The organism is Pedobacter sp. R-06 (genome assembly GCF_049913135.1).
Taxonomy (GTDB): Bacteria; Bacteroidota; Bacteroidia; order Sphingobacteriales; family Sphingobacteriaceae; genus Pedobacter.
The window spans coordinates 401,733-420,097 of the sequence record NZ_CP183977.1 but is presented as its reverse complement, the minus strand read 5'-3'; the positions used below and the strand labels follow the sequence as shown (position 1 = coordinate 420,097).

At 38.3% G+C, this 18,365-nt stretch carries 21 protein-coding genes; 18 read left to right on the top strand and 3 right to left on the bottom strand.

Going from position 1 to position 18,365, the window contains the following annotated elements; genetic code table 11:
• Positions 1-3: 3 nt before the first annotated feature.
• The 4 genes from ACN9MR_RS01715 to ACN9MR_RS01700 are packed head-to-tail and all read left to right on the top strand — an operon-like array spanning position 4 to position 2,834.
• Positions 4-1,485, top strand: a complete 1,482-nt coding sequence (locus tag ACN9MR_RS01715; RefSeq protein WP_426327955.1) for a RagB/SusD family nutrient uptake outer membrane protein — start codon at positions 4-6, stop codon at positions 1,483-1,485.
• 27 nt (positions 1,486-1,512) lie between these two features.
• On the top strand, positions 1,513-1,665 hold the full coding sequence (locus ACN9MR_RS01710) for a hypothetical protein (protein WP_167346220.1): 153 nt from the start codon (positions 1,513-1,515) through the stop codon (positions 1,663-1,665).
• 13 nt (positions 1,666-1,678) lie between these two features.
• Positions 1,679-1,879, top strand: a complete 201-nt coding sequence (locus ACN9MR_RS01705; protein ID WP_426327954.1) for a hypothetical protein — start codon at positions 1,679-1,681, stop codon at positions 1,877-1,879.
• The gene (locus tag ACN9MR_RS01700) at positions 1,863-2,834 is read left to right on the top strand and encodes a sterol desaturase family protein (RefSeq protein ID WP_426327953.1); all 972 of its coding nucleotides are present in this window, start codon (positions 1,863-1,865) and stop codon (positions 2,832-2,834) included. The genes ACN9MR_RS01705 and ACN9MR_RS01700 overlap by 17 nt, the downstream gene beginning before the upstream one ends.
• 219 nt (positions 2,835-3,053) lie before the next feature.
• On the opposite strand, the gene ACN9MR_RS01695 is transcribed toward ACN9MR_RS01700, so the two are convergent.
• Positions 3,054-4,919, bottom strand: coding sequence for a LuxR C-terminal-related transcriptional regulator (locus tag ACN9MR_RS01695; protein ID WP_426327952.1), 1,866 nt, complete (start codon positions 4,917-4,919; stop codon positions 3,054-3,056).
• A 201-nt stretch (positions 4,920-5,120) separates the two neighbouring features.
• On the opposite strand from ACN9MR_RS01695, the gene ACN9MR_RS01690 reads away from it, so the two are divergent.
• The 4 genes from ACN9MR_RS01690 to ACN9MR_RS01675 all read left to right on the top strand — a co-directional run bounded on the left by ACN9MR_RS01690 (position 5,121) and on the right by ACN9MR_RS01675 (position 7,273).
• The gene (locus tag ACN9MR_RS01690; protein ID WP_426327951.1) at positions 5,121-5,453 is read left to right on the top strand and encodes a DUF4870 domain-containing protein; all 333 of its coding nucleotides are present in this window, start codon (positions 5,121-5,123) and stop codon (positions 5,451-5,453) included.
• A 22-nt stretch (positions 5,454-5,475) separates the two neighbouring features.
• Complete coding sequence (locus ACN9MR_RS01685; protein ID WP_426327950.1) at positions 5,476-5,952, top strand: hypothetical protein; 477 nt, start codon at positions 5,476-5,478, stop codon at positions 5,950-5,952.
• A 109-nt stretch (positions 5,953-6,061) separates the two neighbouring features.
• Positions 6,062-6,721 (top strand): suppressor of fused domain protein, encoded by a 660-nt coding sequence (locus ACN9MR_RS01680; RefSeq protein WP_426327949.1) that lies wholly within the window; start codon positions 6,062-6,064, stop codon positions 6,719-6,721.
• A 24-nt stretch (positions 6,722-6,745) separates the two neighbouring features.
• The gene (locus ACN9MR_RS01675) at positions 6,746-7,273 is read left to right on the top strand and encodes a hypothetical protein (protein ID WP_426327948.1); all 528 of its coding nucleotides are present in this window, start codon (positions 6,746-6,748) and stop codon (positions 7,271-7,273) included.
• A gap of 41 nt (positions 7,274-7,314) precedes the next feature.
• Here ACN9MR_RS01675 and ACN9MR_RS01670 read toward each other — a convergent pair whose 3' ends face one another.
• The gene (locus ACN9MR_RS01670) at positions 7,315-9,159 is read right to left on the bottom strand and encodes a helix-turn-helix transcriptional regulator (protein ID WP_426327947.1); all 1,845 of its coding nucleotides are present in this window, start codon (positions 9,157-9,159) and stop codon (positions 7,315-7,317) included.
• Positions 9,160-9,388: 229 nt separating this feature from the next.
• On the opposite strand from ACN9MR_RS01670, the gene ACN9MR_RS01665 reads away from it, so the two are divergent.
• The 9 genes from ACN9MR_RS01665 to ACN9MR_RS01625 all read left to right on the top strand — a co-directional run bounded on the left by ACN9MR_RS01665 (position 9,389) and on the right by ACN9MR_RS01625 (position 15,020).
• A complete protein-coding gene (locus tag ACN9MR_RS01665) occupies positions 9,389-9,718 on the top strand; it encodes a DUF4870 domain-containing protein (RefSeq protein WP_426327946.1) in 330 nt (109 codons plus the stop codon).
• A 10-nt stretch (positions 9,719-9,728) separates the two neighbouring features.
• Positions 9,729-10,256, top strand: a complete 528-nt coding sequence (locus ACN9MR_RS01660; RefSeq protein ID WP_426327945.1) for a hypothetical protein — start codon at positions 9,729-9,731, stop codon at positions 10,254-10,256.
• Between the two features lie 37 nt (positions 10,257-10,293).
• Complete coding sequence (locus tag ACN9MR_RS01655; RefSeq protein ID WP_426327944.1) at positions 10,294-10,860, top strand: hypothetical protein; 567 nt, start codon at positions 10,294-10,296, stop codon at positions 10,858-10,860.
• A 12-nt stretch (positions 10,861-10,872) separates the two neighbouring features.
• Entirely contained in the window at positions 10,873-11,496 is a 624-nt protein-coding gene (locus tag ACN9MR_RS01650) for a hypothetical protein (protein WP_426327943.1), read from the top strand.
• Positions 11,497-11,510: 14 nt separating this feature from the next.
• Complete coding sequence (locus ACN9MR_RS01645) at positions 11,511-11,891, top strand: hypothetical protein (protein WP_426327942.1); 381 nt, start codon at positions 11,511-11,513, stop codon at positions 11,889-11,891.
• 24 nt (positions 11,892-11,915) lie between these two features.
• Positions 11,916-12,383, top strand: coding sequence for a hypothetical protein (locus ACN9MR_RS01640; RefSeq protein ID WP_426327941.1), 468 nt, complete (start codon positions 11,916-11,918; stop codon positions 12,381-12,383).
• Between the two features lie 16 nt (positions 12,384-12,399).
• Complete coding sequence (locus ACN9MR_RS01635; protein WP_426327940.1) at positions 12,400-12,891, top strand: hypothetical protein; 492 nt, start codon at positions 12,400-12,402, stop codon at positions 12,889-12,891.
• A 240-nt stretch (positions 12,892-13,131) separates the two neighbouring features.
• Positions 13,132-14,133 carry a hypothetical protein gene (locus ACN9MR_RS01630; RefSeq protein WP_426327939.1) on the top strand — a complete coding sequence of 334 codons (1,002 nt, stop codon included), beginning with the start codon at positions 13,132-13,134 and terminating at the stop codon, positions 14,131-14,133.
• Positions 14,133-15,020, top strand: a complete 888-nt coding sequence (locus ACN9MR_RS01625; RefSeq protein WP_426327938.1) for a hypothetical protein — start codon at positions 14,133-14,135, stop codon at positions 15,018-15,020. Before ACN9MR_RS01630 ends, ACN9MR_RS01625 begins: the two co-directional genes overlap by 1 nt.
• Positions 15,021-15,169: 149 nt before the next feature.
• Here the strand turns inward: ACN9MR_RS01625 and ACN9MR_RS01620 are convergent, their stop codons facing one another.
• A complete protein-coding gene (locus ACN9MR_RS01620) occupies positions 15,170-16,672 on the bottom strand; it encodes a S41 family peptidase (protein WP_426327937.1) in 1,503 nt (500 codons plus the stop codon).
• 186 nt (positions 16,673-16,858) lie between these two features.
• Between ACN9MR_RS01620 and ACN9MR_RS01615 the strand changes: the two genes are divergently transcribed.
• Positions 16,859-18,346 (top strand): hypothetical protein, encoded by a 1,488-nt coding sequence (locus tag ACN9MR_RS01615; RefSeq protein WP_426327936.1) that lies wholly within the window; start codon positions 16,859-16,861, stop codon positions 18,344-18,346.
• Positions 18,347-18,365: the final 19 nt, after the last annotated feature.

The following is an 18,365-nucleotide window of genomic DNA, read 5'->3' as shown; positions in this document are numbered from 1 at the left end:
CAGATGAAAAAAACAATCACCCATCCTATAATCTGGTTATTAACAATCATAATATTTATGGCTACCGCCTGCAAAAAACTCGAAGAAAACCCGAGTTCGGTTATTGTAAGTTCGCAGTTTTTTAAAACACAATCTGATGCCATTTCTTCAGTTAATGCTGTTTATAGCTCTTTAAACAGCGATCCGAACGGCGATTTCCCTTTATATGGCCGCCAGTTAAACCTATTGGTAGAAAATGCCAGTGATAACCAGATTTTTAGTCCGAGCAATACCAACCCTGATGTGCGGGCTTTAGGTGTATCAACCTATATCCCTTCTAATAGCAGGATACAAAAAGTATGGCAACAATTGTACTTCGGCATCAATAAGGCCAATATTGCGATTGATAATGTGCCCAATGTTTCAGCAGATACCGTTTTAAAAAACAGACTGGTACGCGAGGCGAAATTTATAAGGGGCCTGCTTTATTTTAACCTGGTGAGGTTATACGGCGATGTACCTTTGGTACTGCACGAACCTAAAAGTGTAAACATTGAAGATTTATTGGTTAAGAGAAGTGCTACTGCAACAGTTTACCAGCAGATTATTGCCGATTTAACAGATGCCACCAGTTTACCAAAAAACTACAGCACAGCCGATTTAGGCAGGGCAACATCGGGCGCAGCCCACTCACTGCTGGCAAAGGTATATGTTACGCAGAAATTATGGCCTAAAGCCCTTAGCGAACTCAATACCATCATAAACGGTGGTTACGGTTATGCGCTGTTTCCTAACTATAAAGATGTCTTTCAAAAAGCAACCAAGAACGGCATCGAGCATATTTTCTCTGTACAGTTTGAAAGTAACCTGGGTGCAAAAAATGTTGTACAAAATCTTAGTCAGAGTTTTACCTCATTTAATACCGGCACTTTTCCCATTGATGTACCGGCCAACAAAAGTGTTTACGAACTTTTTTCTCCTGCAGATACCAGGCGCGAAACCACTTTTTACGATTCCGTTTACAACGCGGCAACAGGTAAATATGTGGTTTTTAAAAATGCCTATACGCCATACTTCAACAAATTTGTTGATTATACCTTAAGCCCCTTAAATACCCAGGCACAAAGCGGGGTAAACTATCCTGTAATCAGATATGCAGATATATTGCTGCTTTACGCAGAAGTGGTAAACAACATCAGCGGGCCAAACGCCGAGGCTTACAATGCCATTAACAAAGTAAGGGCCAGGGCAAAAATTGCCGATTTAACGCCCGGCTTATCTGCAGATGCATTTAGAGATTCTGTTTTCTTAGAGCGTAGAAAAGAATTTATCCAGGAAGGCCATCGCTGGTTCGATCTGGTAAGACAGGGCGGTAATATTTATGTAGATGCCCTTAAAAAAATTCCCGAAAAATCGGCTGTTTCCTCAAAAAACATCCTGTTTCCTATCCCTCAAACAGAAAGAGAACTCAATACGCTACTCACACAAAATCCCGGATATAATTAATTATTAATTTAAAAAAGAAAGAAAAAAATGACAGTATCAGACTTTAGCATCTTAGGGAAAAAGATATTGGTGGGCATTATTGTAACGCTGATCCCCTTTATCATCATTTTTGGTGGCCTTTACCTTACCCAACGTTTACTTGGCGATAAGCCAGCACCACAAACCATCAACAAAAACTAAAATCCTATGAACCATGAAAATCGAAGAAAAAACCCGACAAAAAATTATTAGAAATGCTTTTTTAAGCTTATTCATTTATGTACTGCCTATCGTATTAATGTTTGTTACATTTTATATAACCGGCGATAGGCCCTGGTTAAAACAACAGCATAAAGCTGAAAAAACTAAATCTGTAAACCCTAAAAATTCATCAAGCAATGGAACCAGTGATTAATTTTATCAAAAACATAATAGAAAACCTGAATGGCTTCGGTTTTCCCTTTTTAGTATTCTTTATTGGCATACTCGAATTTTCTTTTGGCTTATATAAAGGTAAGTGGCCAAAAAACGAACGTTTTGTTGATATAGCATGCTTTACCCTGCCAAGATTGGTAATCAGGCCGGTTGTGGCCTACTATGGTTTAAAATTTTTACCAGCCGTACTGCCTGGTTTAAAGAATACCTTTGAGTGGGTTCCTTTCTTTTGGGGATGTATCATTATTGCCATTGCCGATGATCTTACCCAGTATTGGTACCACAGGCTGCACCATGAAATTCCGTGGTTATGGCGTTTTCACCGTACCCACCATTCTGCATCGTACATGGGCATGGCCATGGCCAGCAGGCAGAACGCCATTTATACCCTGTTTTTTTCACAAACCTACTTAACCACCGCCCTGGTATATTTAGGACTTGGCATACCTGCCATTGTGGTAAGGGGCATTAAAGGTACCATTACCACCCTTGCCCACTCGAGCATTCCGTGGGATAAACCTTTTTACAAATACAAAATACTGCACCCACTGGCCTGGGTACTAGAAAGAACAATTTCTACACCAGCTACCCACCATGCACACCATGCAGCCACAACAGATGATGGCGTGGGTTACTACAAGGGCAACTTTGGCAATATGTTTTTCTTATGGGACATTATTTTTGGAACAGCTTTGATTACCCGCAAATACCCTAAGGCTTATGGCATTTCGCATTACGAAGGAGACCAATGGTATGCACAATTGTTATGGCCTATTTTTAAGTCGAAAGTTGCCGGTAGTGAGTTGGCTAAAAACGGTCCTATGGTTAGATTAGATGAACTTATACCCGCTAATCACACAGAAAAGAGAGATGAAGATACTTTTGAAGAAGAAGAATTTTATTACCAGCCTAAACCTACATTGGCAAAGAACTAATTTTAAAGGTTAGTTTTTTAGTCACAGATGCACACAGATATGAAAAATCTGTGTGCATTCTTTTTATCTCCTGAAAATCGGAACATCTGTGGCTAAATTATATTTACCTGTGCCAGGTACTTAAATATAACATTGCACATATTGCTGTAAGGATTATTTACATACCATATATTTCCGATTCTCCGCAGCTCGAAACAACTATATTATCTAAAGCACAATTTAATGACCTATTTGCTGAAGAAACAGGTTAAGATCGTCGTCTTTTCCCAAGCCCAGTTTTTGTTTAATGCGGTAGCGGCTCATGCGCACACTCTTGGGTTCGATACCCAGACGGATGGAAACCTCTTTATTGGTCAAACCCATCAACATATATGAGCAGTATTTTAAGTCTAGCCGGGTAAGTGTATGGTTTGCTTTATCTTGCAGGCGTTCAAAAAAAGCAGGATTAGCGTCAAAAAAATCTATTTTATATTCTTCAAACTCTTTATCCATCTTTTTCTGTTGATTCACAATGCGTTTAATCTGTTCATCGAGCGAAAGATGGCTCTCACTGCTTACCTTGCCTGATATGAGTTCCAGCAGTTCATTTTTTTCTTCAATCTGCAAATTACCGGCTAATACCTCTTTTTCCAACCGCTCCTGCCGTTCTTTAAGTAAAGCCTGCTCGGCCTTTAACTGCAAAGCTTCGGCTTCTTTTAATTGTGCTTTTAGTTCTGCAGCACCCTTTTGCTGGTCAATCAACTCCTGTTTCCTGACCGAGGCTTTGAGTTTATAGTTGTAGGAGATTAACAGGAAAAGTAAGGCTACTATCCCGGTAAGCCCCGAAATGATGTAAAAAACATTTAATTTTTTCGTGTAGGCACTTTGTTGATGGAGATATGCGATTTCCTGTTCTTTTTTTTCAGACTGATATTGTGCCTCGATCCTGACGGTGTTATTTATTTTCTCTTCGTCGAAAGCTTTTTTATAATTCGCAATGTATGCTTTTAAATAATTTAGCGCTGCTGCCTTATCTCCTTTTTTCTCAGCAATATTGGAGAGTCCCTGAAATATTCTTGACTTTGTGAGCGGCATTTTAACCACTCCATCTTCTGTTTTGCCCAAACCAGTTAATAATATTTTTTCAGCCTGATCATAATTACCATCCCGCAGGTAATATTCACTTTTTAACCCGTAACAATTTAATAAAATCTCCTGTAAATTCGTTTTTGTGGCAATTTCAATCGCCTCATCCACATATTTTTCTGCGCTATCGCGATAGGTTGCCGGAAAGTACTGAAAATAGGTATTGGCAGTATTTAGCGCTACTGCGGCAGTATTGCTATATACAAGCAAACGTCCTTCTTGTTTTTTAGAGAGCCAAAGAGATTTTTTGTAAACCTTTAAAGCCGAATCCAGCAGATTACGTTTTGTGGTATCCAGCTTAAAGCGGTCAAAAAAAGTTTGTCCTATGGTAAAATAAGCATTATTCAACAGATCTACCTGCTGGCCTTTTACTGCAGTTAGATAGCATAGATCGGCATATTTTTGTTGTTTAGATGGATTGTTCCCATATCCATAAAAGCTGGCCAGGTAATGATATATGGTACTCTCATATTCGTAAGCATTTTCTCCTTTAAAAAAATCGAGTGCTTTAAAGAGTTTGGTGATAGATTTATCATTCTCATCATTAATAAGGTCTAGCCAGCCATTTCTAAACCATACAAAACCTAAGGTAACCCTATCTTTCGTTTTCTTTGCATAGTACATGGCACTATCAAGACTTTGATAGGCGTTTTTCATGTCTTTTTTCCAAACATATAAATGTACCAGGGTGGCATAGGTCATCGCTTTACTTTTTCCATCCTTTAGTCCCGCGCTAACCCGAAGGGCCTGATCGGCCAGTTGGAAAGATAGTGGAAGGTCTTTTTCAAAATTGGCCTTCGCCAGCTTGCACAATATATTTACACGCAGCTCTTTGGTTGTACCTTTTTGTACAAGCAAATGGTTTAACGAATCGAGATAGATTTTTTGGGCCTCTGCACTTTTAAAAAAAAGGAAAAGACAAATAAAGAGACTTAATAAAGTTTTCAGTGGTAGCTGCATATTCAAAAATAGGAAAGAAACACTTTTACAAAAGCAGAATTACAACAAATAAATGGGATATAGCGGTTTAAACGGCTTTTGTAGTCTCCTTGTAGACACTTTTTTTAAAACAGGTAGTCGCTGTGTAGCCCGCCTTTTCTTGGCTGACGGTTTAAACGCCCATAACTTTGAGTTATTCAATTCACCAAAAAATTTAATTACATGAAACAGAAAACAATGGCTATTGTGGCCTACATTACACTGATCGGTTGGATCATTTCTTACCTGGAATTTAAAAAATCAGCAGAAAAAAGTAAACTGGTTAATTATCACCTTGGTCAATCGCTCGGGCTGATCATTACGTCTATTCTTTTAAGCATTTTGAGTAGTGTTATTTTAGCGATTATTCCATCTTTAGGTGCTATTTTTTATCTCATTTTATTAATTCCATTTGTATTGTTATTGCTTGGTATCATAGCAGCCAACAACGAGCTGGAAAAACCTGTTCCACTCATCGGAAAAATATTCGAAGGAAAATTCAATTTCGCTTCTTAACATTAACTTAATAACATCTCTTATGAAAACCAAATGGTATAACAAAAGCCTAATCGTGTTATTACTGTTATGCAGTTTTAATGCAGTTGCGCAAAATGAGACGAAGGCAGAAATTGAATTAAAATTAACGGATAAGGCCACCAATACCAGCCATAGCTACAAGCTTTATGGTGCTAATTATTCATTAAACAATCCTTTTTATAGCCAGGATGAAGGCAAATTGATTAATAACGGCAATTGCAGCATTAATATAGAACTCGGTCAGAACCCTGACGAATTTTTACTTAAATGGGTGGCAGGGCAGCTTAAAAATACATCAGGCGTGATTACGATGATAACCATTAGCGACATAAAAAACCCACGTAAAATGACATTTACAGATGCGCAGCCTGCGGCTTCGTCTGAAAGCTTTTATGTTACCAGCGGCAGCACCGCTCCACAGATGAGCTTCTATGTAAAAACGCTGACTATTGATGGCACTACGATATTTTCTCAATAAGCAGCGGCCAATAGCAGAAAACGTATTATGATAATCTCTTAACAATTGTTACAGGAATAATTGGCAAAATCTTTGAAAAGCAAATACATCACCCAAAATGTGAAAAATTATGATGAACCCCGAAATTTATAAACAACAATTTACCACAGAAGATACACCTGGATGGCAGGCGATAGATGATCGATTGGAGAAGATATATGGCAGTATGGAAGCACGCCATTACCCACCGTTGTGTGGAATTCATTATGTAGCCGGTGGAACAGACCCGATAGATGGTGCCAGTATTTATGACAGCAGCCACCAAACCTTTCATCGGCACATGATCAGTTATGGCATGAGCGAACTGTATTATAACGAAGAGAAAGCTGGCGGCGAATTTAGCAAATGGGGCTTTGAGTTTACATTTAGATTGGTGCCTTTTAAAGATGATGAAAATGATCCTATTTGGGCCATAAACGTAATGAACAACCTGGCCCGCTACGTATTTTCAAGCGGTAAATGGTTTGAAGAAAATCATTTTATCCCAGCAAATGGGCCAATAAGATTAAATTCAGAAACAGAAATAACAGGCTTTGTTTTTGCCTTAGATCCCGAACTTGGAAAAATAGACACCCCTCATGGCGAAGTAAGCTTTTTACAGTTGGTTGGCATTACCAATGCAGAAGTAGAAGATTTGAAAAAGAGCCCTACAATAGGTGCTGTACAGGAACTGATCGAAAAACTGAAAAAGAACAATCCACTATTAATTACAGATCTGACCAGAAAATAATTTAGAAATCCTGTGTAAACCGTTATGATACCAAGAAATATCCTTTTAGTTATGCTGATTTTGATTGTTTCCTCTTGCCAATCTAAAAAAGCAGTTCATTTAAAAACAGTCCTGGAGCAAAAGGAACGGGTTGTTTTCAATATCCTGCTGGGCAAAAACGGCCCTAATGAACAGAAACTGAAGTGCCTGATTGATGGCGATTTTAAATGCGCACAGCAGGCAATAACTGAAGAGGAACGGGCATTTGATAAAATCATCAGTGAAATAAATGCACTGGAAACAGGAGATATTAAATATGGCAATGAACTAAAATCAGCAACAAGCAACTATTATAAGGCTGTTAAAGAATTCGAAATTTTTGACCGCTTAGTTATTGCCCAGCAACAGATCAGTCAAAATAAAAAAAATACTGAAAAAATACGGGATGCTGCAATACACAAGCAGGGGCAATTATCAAGGGAGAGGCTGGAAATGCGCAAAACAATCAGTAAAAAAGAACAGTTATTGGCCGAAGTGCAAAAACAGTTCAAGTTGCTTAACCATTTGCACTAACCTATTTTTCGCCCTAATAAACACTTAGAAAACCACAAGCTTTAAGCCATTTTCTGCAAAAATAAATTCAAATCCTCTTCTTTGTCAAGCCCCAGTTTTTGTTTAACACGGTAACGGCTCATGCGCACACTTTTGGCTTCGATATGCATCAGCTGGGCAATTTTTTTGGTATCCATCTTCAAGTGCAGATAAGCGCAGAGTTTCAGATCGAGTGCAGTGAGTTTTTGTTGTGCCCTTTGATTTAACAGAGAGAAAAATTCCGGGTGTACCTGTTGGATCTGAAATTTTGCTTCCTCAAAATCGTTGTCCAAAAGCAGTTCTTCATTCCAGATTTTATTAATATTCAGTTTGTGGTTGTCATTAAATTTTTCTTTGATCTGCAAAAGCATCTCTTTTTTATGTTCCAGTTGCAATTGGCTGGCCATTACTTCTTTCTGCAACTGCTGTTGTTGACTTTCCAATAATTGCTGTTCAGCTTTCAACCTTGCCTGCTCTTCTTTTTCAAATTTCATCTGCAGTTCAGCATCCTGTTTTTCCAGGTGCAGCTGTTTTTCGCGCTGTAACGAATATCTTAACCTGAAATGGTAAGACCTGAACATGAATATTAGCCCCAACAGCGAGGCAATTGCAATACCAATGTACAGGTACTTTTGCTGCTGCGCATATTTTTCGCTCTGCTTTAACAGCTTCACCTCATTGTTTTTTTTTTCGGCTTCGTACTGTACTTCTAGTTTTTGAGCATTTAAAGCCTGCTTCTGATCAAAAAGTTTACTATTGTATGCTGTTGCTTTTTTCTGAAACTCAAGTGCCTTTCCGTAATTGCCACTTTGCTCATAAAAGCTAGACAATGCCGTTACAATATTGATCAGTGTATAATAATAAGGCGCTTGCTGGTCTTTCATCATACTATAAGCCTCCTGCAAATACCCTTCAGTCATGGCCATATTTTTATCTCTTTTGGCATACTCGCTCAAAATACCCAAACTGCTCGCCCTAACCTCTTCCCCATTTAGCACTCCTCTCATCACTTCGTTGGCCATGCTTGCATACCGAATGGCATTTGCTTTCGCAGCCTGATCCGTATCAGGGAAGTACTTCAAATAATAATCTGCACTATTGATGCAAGCCATAGCATATGTTTTTCTGGCAACGTACTGAGGGTACTGTTTATAAAGATCTTGTACTTTATTTAAGTAGTAAATAATGCTGTCGCGCTGTAATTCTCTTTTAGTTGCTACAAAGTTGTAATCAGCAGCTACCGACAGCGCAATATAACAGTTACTCAATAGGTTATAGTCGGTAGTTTTAAGGGCGCTTTCAGTGGCCTTTTGAGCATATCTATTTACATTTTTCACATCGTCCCACCTCGTATTCAGTGCATATAACTGGTAATATATTTTAGCGGTAAGATAAGGATCGTATTTTTTCTCTAACATTTTAAGGCCCATCTGGCAATACTTAGTTACCAATTCGTTATTGTCAATAGCATTGTAAAATAAAGCTTGCGCGTAATAAGCATAAGCCAGGGCAATTGGCTGTTGTGCCTGTTGTCCAACAGATAAAGTGGTATCGCTCGTTTTTTTCAACAAAGCAAACTGCTTCGTATTTGCATAAACATTAACCAGCATGGCATATGCTTTTGTGGCTTCGGTAAAGTTTTTGAGTTTTATCGCCAAACTTATACTTTGTTGCGCCTTTGCAATTGCGGCTGCATAGTTTGCATTAATCCTATATCTTTCTGCCAACTGTGTAAGCAAGGCTGGTTTATCCTGCTCACTTAAATTATCCAGTGCTGTACTATCCAATAAGCTTTGCGCCTGAGTGGTATAACAACCTATAACGATCCAAATCAAGATTAAAATGTTTTTAAAAACCAGATGCTTCATATCGTAAAATTAGCATAAAGATTGGAGCTTAGGTAAAATTGTAGACAAAAGCTATAAACAACAAAAAAACATAAAACACTAATAAACAACAACTTAAAAATATCTGTAGATGTATTGTAGACGTTTTTAAAAAATACGGTAGATGTTCTGTAGGCGGCAGATTCTTTTAAAGAACAATGATTAACCCCAAATTTGACCTAAATAATTTTTCAATCTAAAATCAGACATCATGAACAACAAAACCCTTTCAATCATTTCCTACATCACCATTATAGGATGGCTTGTAGCTTATTTCAGTGGAAAAGACAAAGCTGATGCTTTACTTAAATACCACTTAAGGCAATCGCTTGGATTGGCTATTGTGAATATTATTTTTAGCGTGGTTCTTACCATCATTGCTAGCATGATACCCAGTTTATCATTTTTAGGCTTAATCGGATATGTATTTATCGTCTTATGGATTATGGGTATTATCAATGCAGCAAATGGGGCATTAAAACCTGTTCCACTTATTGGTAAATGGTTCGAAGACAAATCTTCATTTGTTGGTAAATATTAATAAGAAGTTTATGCGCCTCAACATCAAAAATGTCATGCTAATGGTGATGGTTTCGACCATCACCGCATGCAACCTTACGGTAAATACCCCTGAAGAATATTTTGATCAGGCAGCCTTAAATACCAATGATATCTCTCTCTTTGGTACGTACTATTTTGAAGGCTATCAAAAATATCAAAAAAGTGTATCTGGTCCCGGTAAAGTTACTAGCTGCGAAGAATACCTGAAAAATTCGATTGCCAGGGCCGAAAAGAATTTGGAGAAAGTAAAGAAACTGCGGTCAACTCCAGAAACAAAACCAATGCTGGATGCTTCAATAATACTGCACAACTATGTTTTAACGAGTTACAGGGATGAGCATCTCAAAATAGCCAAAATGATAGATAAACATGAGCCCGAGGAAAACATTAACAAGGCCTTAACTGAACTTGATACCAAGCCCTATGATGCATTTATCGAGAAATACAATAAGCTGTGGAAACTTGCAGACATATACGCCAAGGACAATAACATTCCAGTAGAAAAGATGCCTTTTTAGCAATCGTCCATTCTGTGACTTAATCATTTTAAATACCATGGTAAACATAATAGAGTTTAAAGAAAATTTAGGACTAGCAGAGGTTCCGAGCGAACTGGAAAAATTGATTTATTTCCAAAATAATATCTCTTCCTTCGAAAATTATACTCAGGGTTTTGGTGTTTTAATCGATGATAAATCGGGCTTAAAAAGCTGGAGTGAAGATGAAAACTTTTTAAACCGGTTACTGCCCTTTGCACAGGCAAACGGTACGGGTTCGTTTTATGCGATCTGGAACGATGGAACTAATAAAGGCTTAAACCAAATGCCCATTTTGGTTTTTGGAGACGAAGGAGGGGTTCATATTGTGGCAGAAAATATTCAACAGTTTTTGCATCTACTCACCTATGATACCGAAATCTGGGTAGATTTTGAGGAAACCTATTTCTATAAAAATGAGAAAAGCTATGAAGAAAGTGAAGATCTGGCTGAATATTTAAAGTGGATGAAAGGCGATTACAACCTGGATCGGATTGAGACGCCCAATGAGTTGATTAAAACCGCCCAGCAAAAACACAAAGAAAATTTCGATCAATGGTTCAGCCAATATTTTAACCTGGAATAAAAACAAAGGACGATGATACAGGAAATTAAAAATCGAATTGCGCTGTTTAACAGCAGGGTTGGAAAGTATAAAGAAATTTCTTTTGAAGCTGAGGCTATAGCGGATGAAATTACCCAGCTACAGCATTATTTCCAAGTCCCTATTCCATCAGACCTGGCATCTTTATACACCCACCTGGGAGGATTAACCCCTTATAACAGAGAAATGTTTGCCATAAGCATTGATACACCTAAATATTTATTAGAAAGTATATCCCACAAAAACAAATGGTACCGTTGCAACTCACTCGGATTAATCGATTATATAAAATTTTGTTGGGCCAATGATCGTTCTGAACTGGAAGAAGACAATTACCTGAACAGCCAACAGTTACACAGTTTAAACAACAATTACAAATGCTTTGGATTGTGTAGAACAGATTGGGATAATGAAGAAGCAGATTACCTTTACTTTGACCGTAACGGGAACTTTGGCACCGTCCGCTATCACCAGGATTCGATATCAGCGTTATTAGACGATTATTTAATACCACTCACCCATAAAAGCCTTGCCAACGAAACCCTCGATGTTATGTTGCTACGCATTATTAATCAGGTTGAAGAAGGTATTCTGGCCGAGGGTGAGATGGGCTGCTAAACAAAAAACAAACCATGTGGGGCGATAGATACAACTATTACAACATAAAAGGTGATCAGCAACATACTCAAAAGTTAGCGACCAAAAGTGTAATGGATACACTGTTGCAAACCGGAAATTTTATACAGAAAAACCATCAGACGCTGAGCAACGCTGGTCATTTTCCGTGGGTTGATATTACTTTAGTAGAAGCAAGAGATGGAAATTTTGCTTCTTCTACAAAGAAAACAGATTTTATTAATTTGATTGCTGTTGTTTGTGCCAAAGGAAAAAACATAGATCAGCAGCTATACATTAAAACCTTTTTAAAAGTAGCCGAAAAATTAAACTGGAAGCTATATCTCGAAGCCGATGACAAGGGAAATGAAAATATAGAAATTAACCATATTCTTTAACATCAATTATAATAGAATAACAAAATGCAAACATTTAAACATTTTGAACAACAAGGGAATACTTATAAGCTAAAAGTACAAAAAGGACTTTTTTACACCATTACTTTTGGTTGTGTTGCCGCCGTAATAGCCATATTGATATACAGCACCAGCAGGGCAACATTTTTATATGTTACTTTCTTCGCCCTTATAGGCCTATTGGGCATCTTGCGTACAACAGGCGTTATTGCTTTTGATCAGCACAACCGTGAGATACAGCGTAAACGTTTTTTCTTCAGCGCTCCGGTCAGTTATAGTTTTGATGATTTTGACCATTTCCTCATATCAAAACAAAAAAGCTATTTCATTACCGTAAGTATTCAGGCCATTATGGTAATGAGAAAGGGCAATAAAACCAGGCATATTTTATTGGCACAAACTTTATTTACCGCAAAACCCCTGCAAAGACTTAGCGATGAAATAAGTACAATAATGGGATTACCACAACATTAAAATCGTGACACTAATTATGACAGTATATAACCTAAAAACAGAAAGTGGCCGTCTAAGTTTTCAGCCTGAACGCGATTACAAAGGCAAGATTTTGTTTTTTGCGCTCCTTGCTGCAGGAATATTCGTAGTAACGCCTATGCTCCATCTTTACCATGATACGCAATGGGGCGTAATGGTTATAGGTTTGGTATCAGCATTTACGGCGCTTTATGATTTTATCTTCCATTTTAATGTTACCTATATTTTCGATCAATACACAAGACAGGTATATAAAAAGATCCCTGGATTATTTACCCGTAAAATTATGCCTTTTGAAGATGTGTTTATCCTTCATGTACAAGAAGATGGCCTGCTGCATTATGCCTTATCGCATAAACAGAATAAATATGGTAAAAGTTTCGCCATTAGTCAACCTTTTGGTACTAACCGCAAAAGCCAGATAAGACAAGAGAAATTTGAAACAGAAGTTTTAATGGAAATTGAAAAAATAATTCACCATAGCGTATGATAAACTAAGAAACCTAACATTCTAACCCAAATTGTTTTTGTCGGCAAGCTCTACCAAAAGTTTAGAAAATAAATTTTATGCCTTGTCGGGGCAACTGGAGCATTACGAAAGCCTTGAATGGGCAGAGCAAAAACAATGAGTGGCTACTATTCCTTTTAATGATGAAACCTATACCGCATTTTGTACCACAATGGATCAAAGTTTTGAACAATACAAAATATTAAAATTAAATAAGCAGTAATGAACTACAACATCAGTAAAGGACTTTCGATATTCTCGATCATTTACATGTTTTTTTTCGCTATCCCATTCCCCATGTTGCTATATTACTCCATCAGAAGCGAGAACATGCCCAACCTGATGGACAGCAATCCATGGTATTCGCTTACTTTGCTTGCCATATCTATCTTGTTATGGACTGTATTGTTAATTGGTTATTACCGGAAATGGGTAATCCGTCCCTTTTTGATCAAACGGAACATAGAAAAACTTAAAACCACTGGAGAACCGCGTGAGGCCAAGATATTAAAATCGGCCAAAATCTCGAAATCAGGAGCAGCTTACGACAGCTATGAACTTACTTTGCAGTTTAAAAACCTGGTGGGCAGCACTATTACTCAAAAAACTGAGGTAAACGATTCAAAACCCTACGAGCGCCGCTACGAAGTTGGTAAAACTGTTGGTATCCTATTAGATAAAGAAGTAAACAAAGCCCCTTATTTTATTTTTTCCACTACAGAAGTAAGCATGAAGAAAATGATTATTGTTCTTACTAACCTGGCCTGGCTAAGCTTTACCGCCATTGTTATTGCTTATTATGTTTATTCTTATTATTCGGAAAGTGAAGGCATGGGCTGGCGTTTTATGAGTATTGGCCATCCTTTATTAACCTGTGCGTTTACGTTGCTACTTTACCGTGCTTTCGGAACTTTTATCCTCAGAAAGTTTATCGGCAAACCTGATAAATTGTTCCTGATTAAATTTAAAGGTACGCAGACTAATGCCCGACTATTAAAGGCTTACCAAACCGGAACCCACATCAACGAGCAGCCCATGATCAATTTTGAACTCGAATTTGCAGATCAGTTTTACCAAAAATACAGGGTAAATATCAAAAGGATTGTAAATCTGCTCGATCTGGATATCACCAGGCAGGAATATGTTTCTATTTTTTACCTCAAAGAGGATCCGCAGCAAGCTGCTTTCGAGAAAGATTTAAATCAAGTTGAAGGAGAATTCTGATGACAAACATAAAGCAATTTTATAGCCTGATTTTACTGCTCAGCTTGCTCGGTTTGAGCTGCAAACAGATTACAAAAAGTGTGGATGAAACCTTTCATCCAAACGATTCATTAGTTAAAAAATACAATAAAGAAAACCGTGTCGGATCAGAAGGCGAATATACCGGAACCACTAAGACAACTACCACCACTTCGACACAGCATTATCAGGAGAAATTTGTAGTGATAAATGGCGATACGGTTAAAACACCAGAACTTCAGGACAAGGCAAAAGAACTTTTTCATGATCTTGAACAGTTGAAACAAAAGCAAACACCTGCAGGTAGCAAGGAAATCCAAAAGAGGGTAAATGAATTTTTAAAGGATATGAACCTAGCTCAGCCAGGGTCAAAAAACAGCAATACGGAAAAACCAGCAACAAAAGTTAGAAAAGGGATGTTAAGTGCTTCACAGTTAGCACAGTCAGAAGAGAAACTAAGGCAGCTACCACAATACCGTGATAGAGAAATTGTGCTATATGAATCTGTGCACTTTTATGAAGATGGTTCCATTAAACTCGCCTTACAGCATCCCGAAAACCCTAAATATGTAGATGCATATCAATACAAAGATGGCTATTGGTCTGAACCAAAGCCTGTACAGGCCAGGAATATCGAGCGCAGGACATTTCCTTTGAGTAAAATAAATTTTGCAGATGCGCAAAAAGTAATACAGATTTATAACGATAAAGCCGCCCAGGTTGAAGGTGCAAAACCCACTACCACGGCCTACATTTCTATTTGGGATAATGGCATGCGCTGGTTCCCATCAACCATTAGCGGCAGCCGCAAGCGCTACGATATTCAGTTTAACAATGATGGAACGCTAAAGCGCTTCAGGCAAGAATGATATCTAAGGTCGTCACCCTGAATTTATTTCAGGGTCTTCATTAATAAATGATGCTGACCACGTAGTAGCTACAAGACAATTGAAATACTACTTCTACTTGTAAAACAAGTTCAGTAAGACGTTGAGTCTGATTTCTAAATCAATTCGTATCATCTAACCAAACTCATTGCCTTTCTTAAATCTACATCATTATTGCGCGCCACATCTTCGGGTTTGTAGTTTACAACATAATCGGGCATAATACCTCTCCCTTTAACTGGGTTTTTAGCCACCGAAACCACGCGCATCCAGGGAAAATCGACTACAATTTTGGTATTGGGCAAGGTTAGTTTCTGAAGCGTTACCCCATTGCAGCCCTCTTCGGTGCCTGCTGTTTCCCTTCCTATAAATTTAACATTCTTCCGTTGTGCTTTTAAAGCAGCCGTAAGCAGTGCACCCGACGAAAAGGTAGCGCCATCAATCAGAACAATCAGATTCCCGTTAAAATGATCCTTTTCTGCCAATTGAAAAAGTCCATAAATCCGGCCAAATGTAGGGGTTGCATTAATATGATACCAGTTGCCTTCTTTATCACCGGTTTTAAAGCCCAGCACAAATCCTTGCGTTACGGTTGTATCAAAATATTTTGAAAAACGGTTGTGTGCCAGGTCAGCAACTCTTGATTTCACATCCTTAACCATGTTAAAAGAGGAATCAGCGAGGTAAGATAACAATTGTGTAGCTACCCTGATATCTCCACCTGTATTGTGCCTTAAATCTAACACCAGGTTTTTGATTCCTTTTTCCCTGATCGATGCAAAGGCATTTTTATACACAACAGTATCTGCGTATGCAAAAGGAGGTGCCGAAAACCATGCCGTGGCTGTTTTTTTAAAAAACCGCAGCCGACTATCAGGAATGCCCTTGTCAACGGCCCAGTTTGCAAAATTATCGACTGGTTTTAGCTTCGGATCTTCTGCCATTATCCCATCTGCCGCTTTCACATTTATATTTTTTATTGCCCCATTAGCGGTACGAAGTTTAAGCTGATATGGGCCTTTCCAATGGTAACATTTATTACAGGCATCTTCAAAACCATCGTATTCGCTAAGAAACAGTTCTTTAAATGTTTCAGCATAACCATCTCCACAATACAAACCATAACCATGATCAATTACTGCCGAAACGGGAATTCCGTTAATATTGATAATTTCATCTCCTGTGTTCACCTCGGCCGTTTGATGCAACGTTATCCATACATGGTGGTTCCTTACCAATACCTTAAAAGGAAGGTGGGAAGCCTTTTCACTGGCCGATGGCTTAAATAGTGCTGAATGTTTTAATTGGGTATGCCCACACCTCAACTCACATAGCAACGGGTAGATCAGATCGATAAACTGACCTTCAGAAAGTGGCGATTTTATTGAGGAATAAGTTTTATCATAGGCCCTTTGCAAATCTGCAGGTGAGGTATAAAACCCGTAGCCCGGATGCAGTTCCCTAACTACCGACCATAAAACAGAAAGATCATCATGCATGCTTTTTACGCTAAGCATATTTTTGCCAGGGATTTCAGTAATTGCACTACTTCTTTTATTTGAAGTGTTGCCTCCACAACCGAAGGCAATGACCATTAGAAAGAAAACAAAGATTTTCACAAGATGCGTTTTCATTGCAGGATGATTATTTACATTGCAAGATACTGTAAGTTAAATAGGAACTGAAATTTTTATCGGATCCTAACTAATTTGTTGATCTAAAGAACAATTCTAAATAGCAGACGCAGCTTAGCTTAACATATACTTTAATTTCCGGAAACATAGCCCATGTAATTTTGCCTCAAACGGAAAACAAAAATTATGAACAAAACATTATTAAAGCAAAAGGCATTAGCCCTTGCTGTTGCCGCATTCGTTACTTCGGCAGTTGTGATCAGTGCCTGTAAAAAGAATAATGAGGCAGAAAATCCAGAAACCACTCCGGTTACGCTTAAAGATTATTCAGTAAACCCTTCATTGGTAAAAACAATGCCAGGTTTCGAAAGCCTGAATATTACCACACTGATCAGCTCAGACGATATACTGGCAGAATCACCGAATTTTATATTTGGTGCACAGCCTGATGGAGCAGGAATTATCAAAAATCCAGCAGGCGAAGGTTTTATCATGATTAATAACCATGAAATTCTTCAATCGGTATCGAGAGTATACTTAGATAAAAATTTCAAACCTGTAAAAGGAGAATATATTGTAGATTCTGATGGCGGTATGACCCGTTTATGTTCTGCTACAATGGTAACTCCCGAAGAACATGGCTTTGCTAAACCAGTTTTCTTAACTGCCGGAGAAAGCGGTGCAGAATCGATGATCCATGCCATCGATCCCCTTGCTGCAGCAGATAAAAAGAACAAACAAAGAACCGTTAGCGCATTGGGCAGATGGAGCGCAGAAAATGCAGTGCCGCTTCCTAAAGCATCATATGCTGGCAAAACTGTTATCATGATTGGTGAGGATGAAACCGATGGACAATTGGCCATGTACGTATCTAACACTCAAGGTGACCTGGAAAACGGAAAGTTATATGTGATGAAACGCAGCAATAACGATCCGATAGAAACCAATATGGACAAAGGACAAAGCTATGATGTGGAATTTGTGGAGCTTGATAACGTAAAAAGCAGTACAGGTGCACAATTACAGCAACAAACAATCGATAAAAAAGCACTAATGTTAGCCCGTGTAGAAGATATCGATTACAGAAAAGGCAGTGCAGCAAACGGACGTGAGGTATATTTTACCGCAACCGGTGTTAGCCAGGGTGATAAAATTACGCCAGTAAGTGGCAAAACCATGTGGGGCCGTGTATATAAACTGGTATTGGATGCAAATAACCCATTAAAAGGCAAATTAGAAGTTGCTGTTGATGGAAATGACAATCCTGGAAAAAGTATTGTAAATCCAGATAACCTTTGTGTAACCGAAAACTATGTGTACATCCAGGAAGATGGAGATTCGTTCTACAAAAATAACGACCATGATGGAACCATCTGGCAATTTGCAATGGCTTCAAAATCGTTAAAACCGATGTTACAAATGAACCACCGCAGAACAGATGCGACCTTTAACGCTAAATACAACCCATCAAACAGTGTACAATTAAGTAGCTGGGAATATGGCGCAATGTACGATATCTCTGCACTGACTGGTATCCCTGATACATTCATCGTTAATTTACACCCACACACCTGGACAAGCGATAAATACAAAAATGCTGATGGTGGTACAACAAGATTGGTAAATAATAACGAAGGTGGACAAGTGGTAATTGTTCGCGGCGTTTCTAAATAACCTATTTTATTTCTTTATC

What these genes read in the sequence shown, in the direction of transcription:
- ACN9MR_RS01715 (WP_426327955.1), top strand. Translation starts at nt 4, where the DNA reads ATGAAAAAAACAATCACCCATCCTATAATCTGGTTATTAACAATCATA.
- ACN9MR_RS01710 (WP_167346220.1), top strand. Translation starts at nt 1,513, where the DNA reads ATGACAGTATCAGACTTTAGCATCTTAGGGAAAAAGATATTGGTGGGC.
- ACN9MR_RS01705 (WP_426327954.1), top strand. Translation starts at nt 1,679, where the DNA reads ATGAAAATCGAAGAAAAAACCCGACAAAAAATTATTAGAAATGCTTTT.
- ACN9MR_RS01700 (WP_426327953.1), top strand. Translation starts at nt 1,863, where the DNA reads ATGGAACCAGTGATTAATTTTATCAAAAACATAATAGAAAACCTGAAT.
- ACN9MR_RS01695 (WP_426327952.1), bottom strand. Translation starts at nt 4,919, where the DNA reads ATGCAGCTACCACTGAAAACTTTATTAAGTCTCTTTATTTGTCTTTTC.
- ACN9MR_RS01690 (WP_426327951.1), top strand. Translation starts at nt 5,121, where the DNA reads ATGAAACAGAAAACAATGGCTATTGTGGCCTACATTACACTGATCGGT.
- ACN9MR_RS01685 (WP_426327950.1), top strand. Translation starts at nt 5,476, where the DNA reads ATGAAAACCAAATGGTATAACAAAAGCCTAATCGTGTTATTACTGTTA.
- ACN9MR_RS01680 (WP_426327949.1), top strand. Translation starts at nt 6,062, where the DNA reads ATGATGAACCCCGAAATTTATAAACAACAATTTACCACAGAAGATACA.
- ACN9MR_RS01675 (WP_426327948.1), top strand. Translation starts at nt 6,746, where the DNA reads ATGATACCAAGAAATATCCTTTTAGTTATGCTGATTTTGATTGTTTCC.
- ACN9MR_RS01670 (WP_426327947.1), bottom strand. Translation starts at nt 9,159, where the DNA reads ATGAAGCATCTGGTTTTTAAAAACATTTTAATCTTGATTTGGATCGTT.
- ACN9MR_RS01665 (WP_426327946.1), top strand. Translation starts at nt 9,389, where the DNA reads ATGAACAACAAAACCCTTTCAATCATTTCCTACATCACCATTATAGGA.
- ACN9MR_RS01660 (WP_426327945.1), top strand. Translation starts at nt 9,729, where the DNA reads ATGCGCCTCAACATCAAAAATGTCATGCTAATGGTGATGGTTTCGACC.
- ACN9MR_RS01655 (WP_426327944.1), top strand. Translation starts at nt 10,294, where the DNA reads ATGGTAAACATAATAGAGTTTAAAGAAAATTTAGGACTAGCAGAGGTT.
- ACN9MR_RS01650 (WP_426327943.1), top strand. Translation starts at nt 10,873, where the DNA reads ATGATACAGGAAATTAAAAATCGAATTGCGCTGTTTAACAGCAGGGTT.
- ACN9MR_RS01645 (WP_426327942.1), top strand. Translation starts at nt 11,511, where the DNA reads ATGTGGGGCGATAGATACAACTATTACAACATAAAAGGTGATCAGCAA.
- ACN9MR_RS01640 (WP_426327941.1), top strand. Translation starts at nt 11,916, where the DNA reads ATGCAAACATTTAAACATTTTGAACAACAAGGGAATACTTATAAGCTA.
- ACN9MR_RS01635 (WP_426327940.1), top strand. Translation starts at nt 12,400, where the DNA reads ATGACAGTATATAACCTAAAAACAGAAAGTGGCCGTCTAAGTTTTCAG.
- ACN9MR_RS01630 (WP_426327939.1), top strand. Translation starts at nt 13,132, where the DNA reads ATGAACTACAACATCAGTAAAGGACTTTCGATATTCTCGATCATTTAC.
- ACN9MR_RS01625 (WP_426327938.1), top strand. Translation starts at nt 14,133, where the DNA reads ATGACAAACATAAAGCAATTTTATAGCCTGATTTTACTGCTCAGCTTG.
- ACN9MR_RS01620 (WP_426327937.1), bottom strand. Translation starts at nt 16,672, where the DNA reads ATGAAAACGCATCTTGTGAAAATCTTTGTTTTCTTTCTAATGGTCATT.
- ACN9MR_RS01615 (WP_426327936.1), top strand. Translation starts at nt 16,859, where the DNA reads ATGAACAAAACATTATTAAAGCAAAAGGCATTAGCCCTTGCTGTTGCC.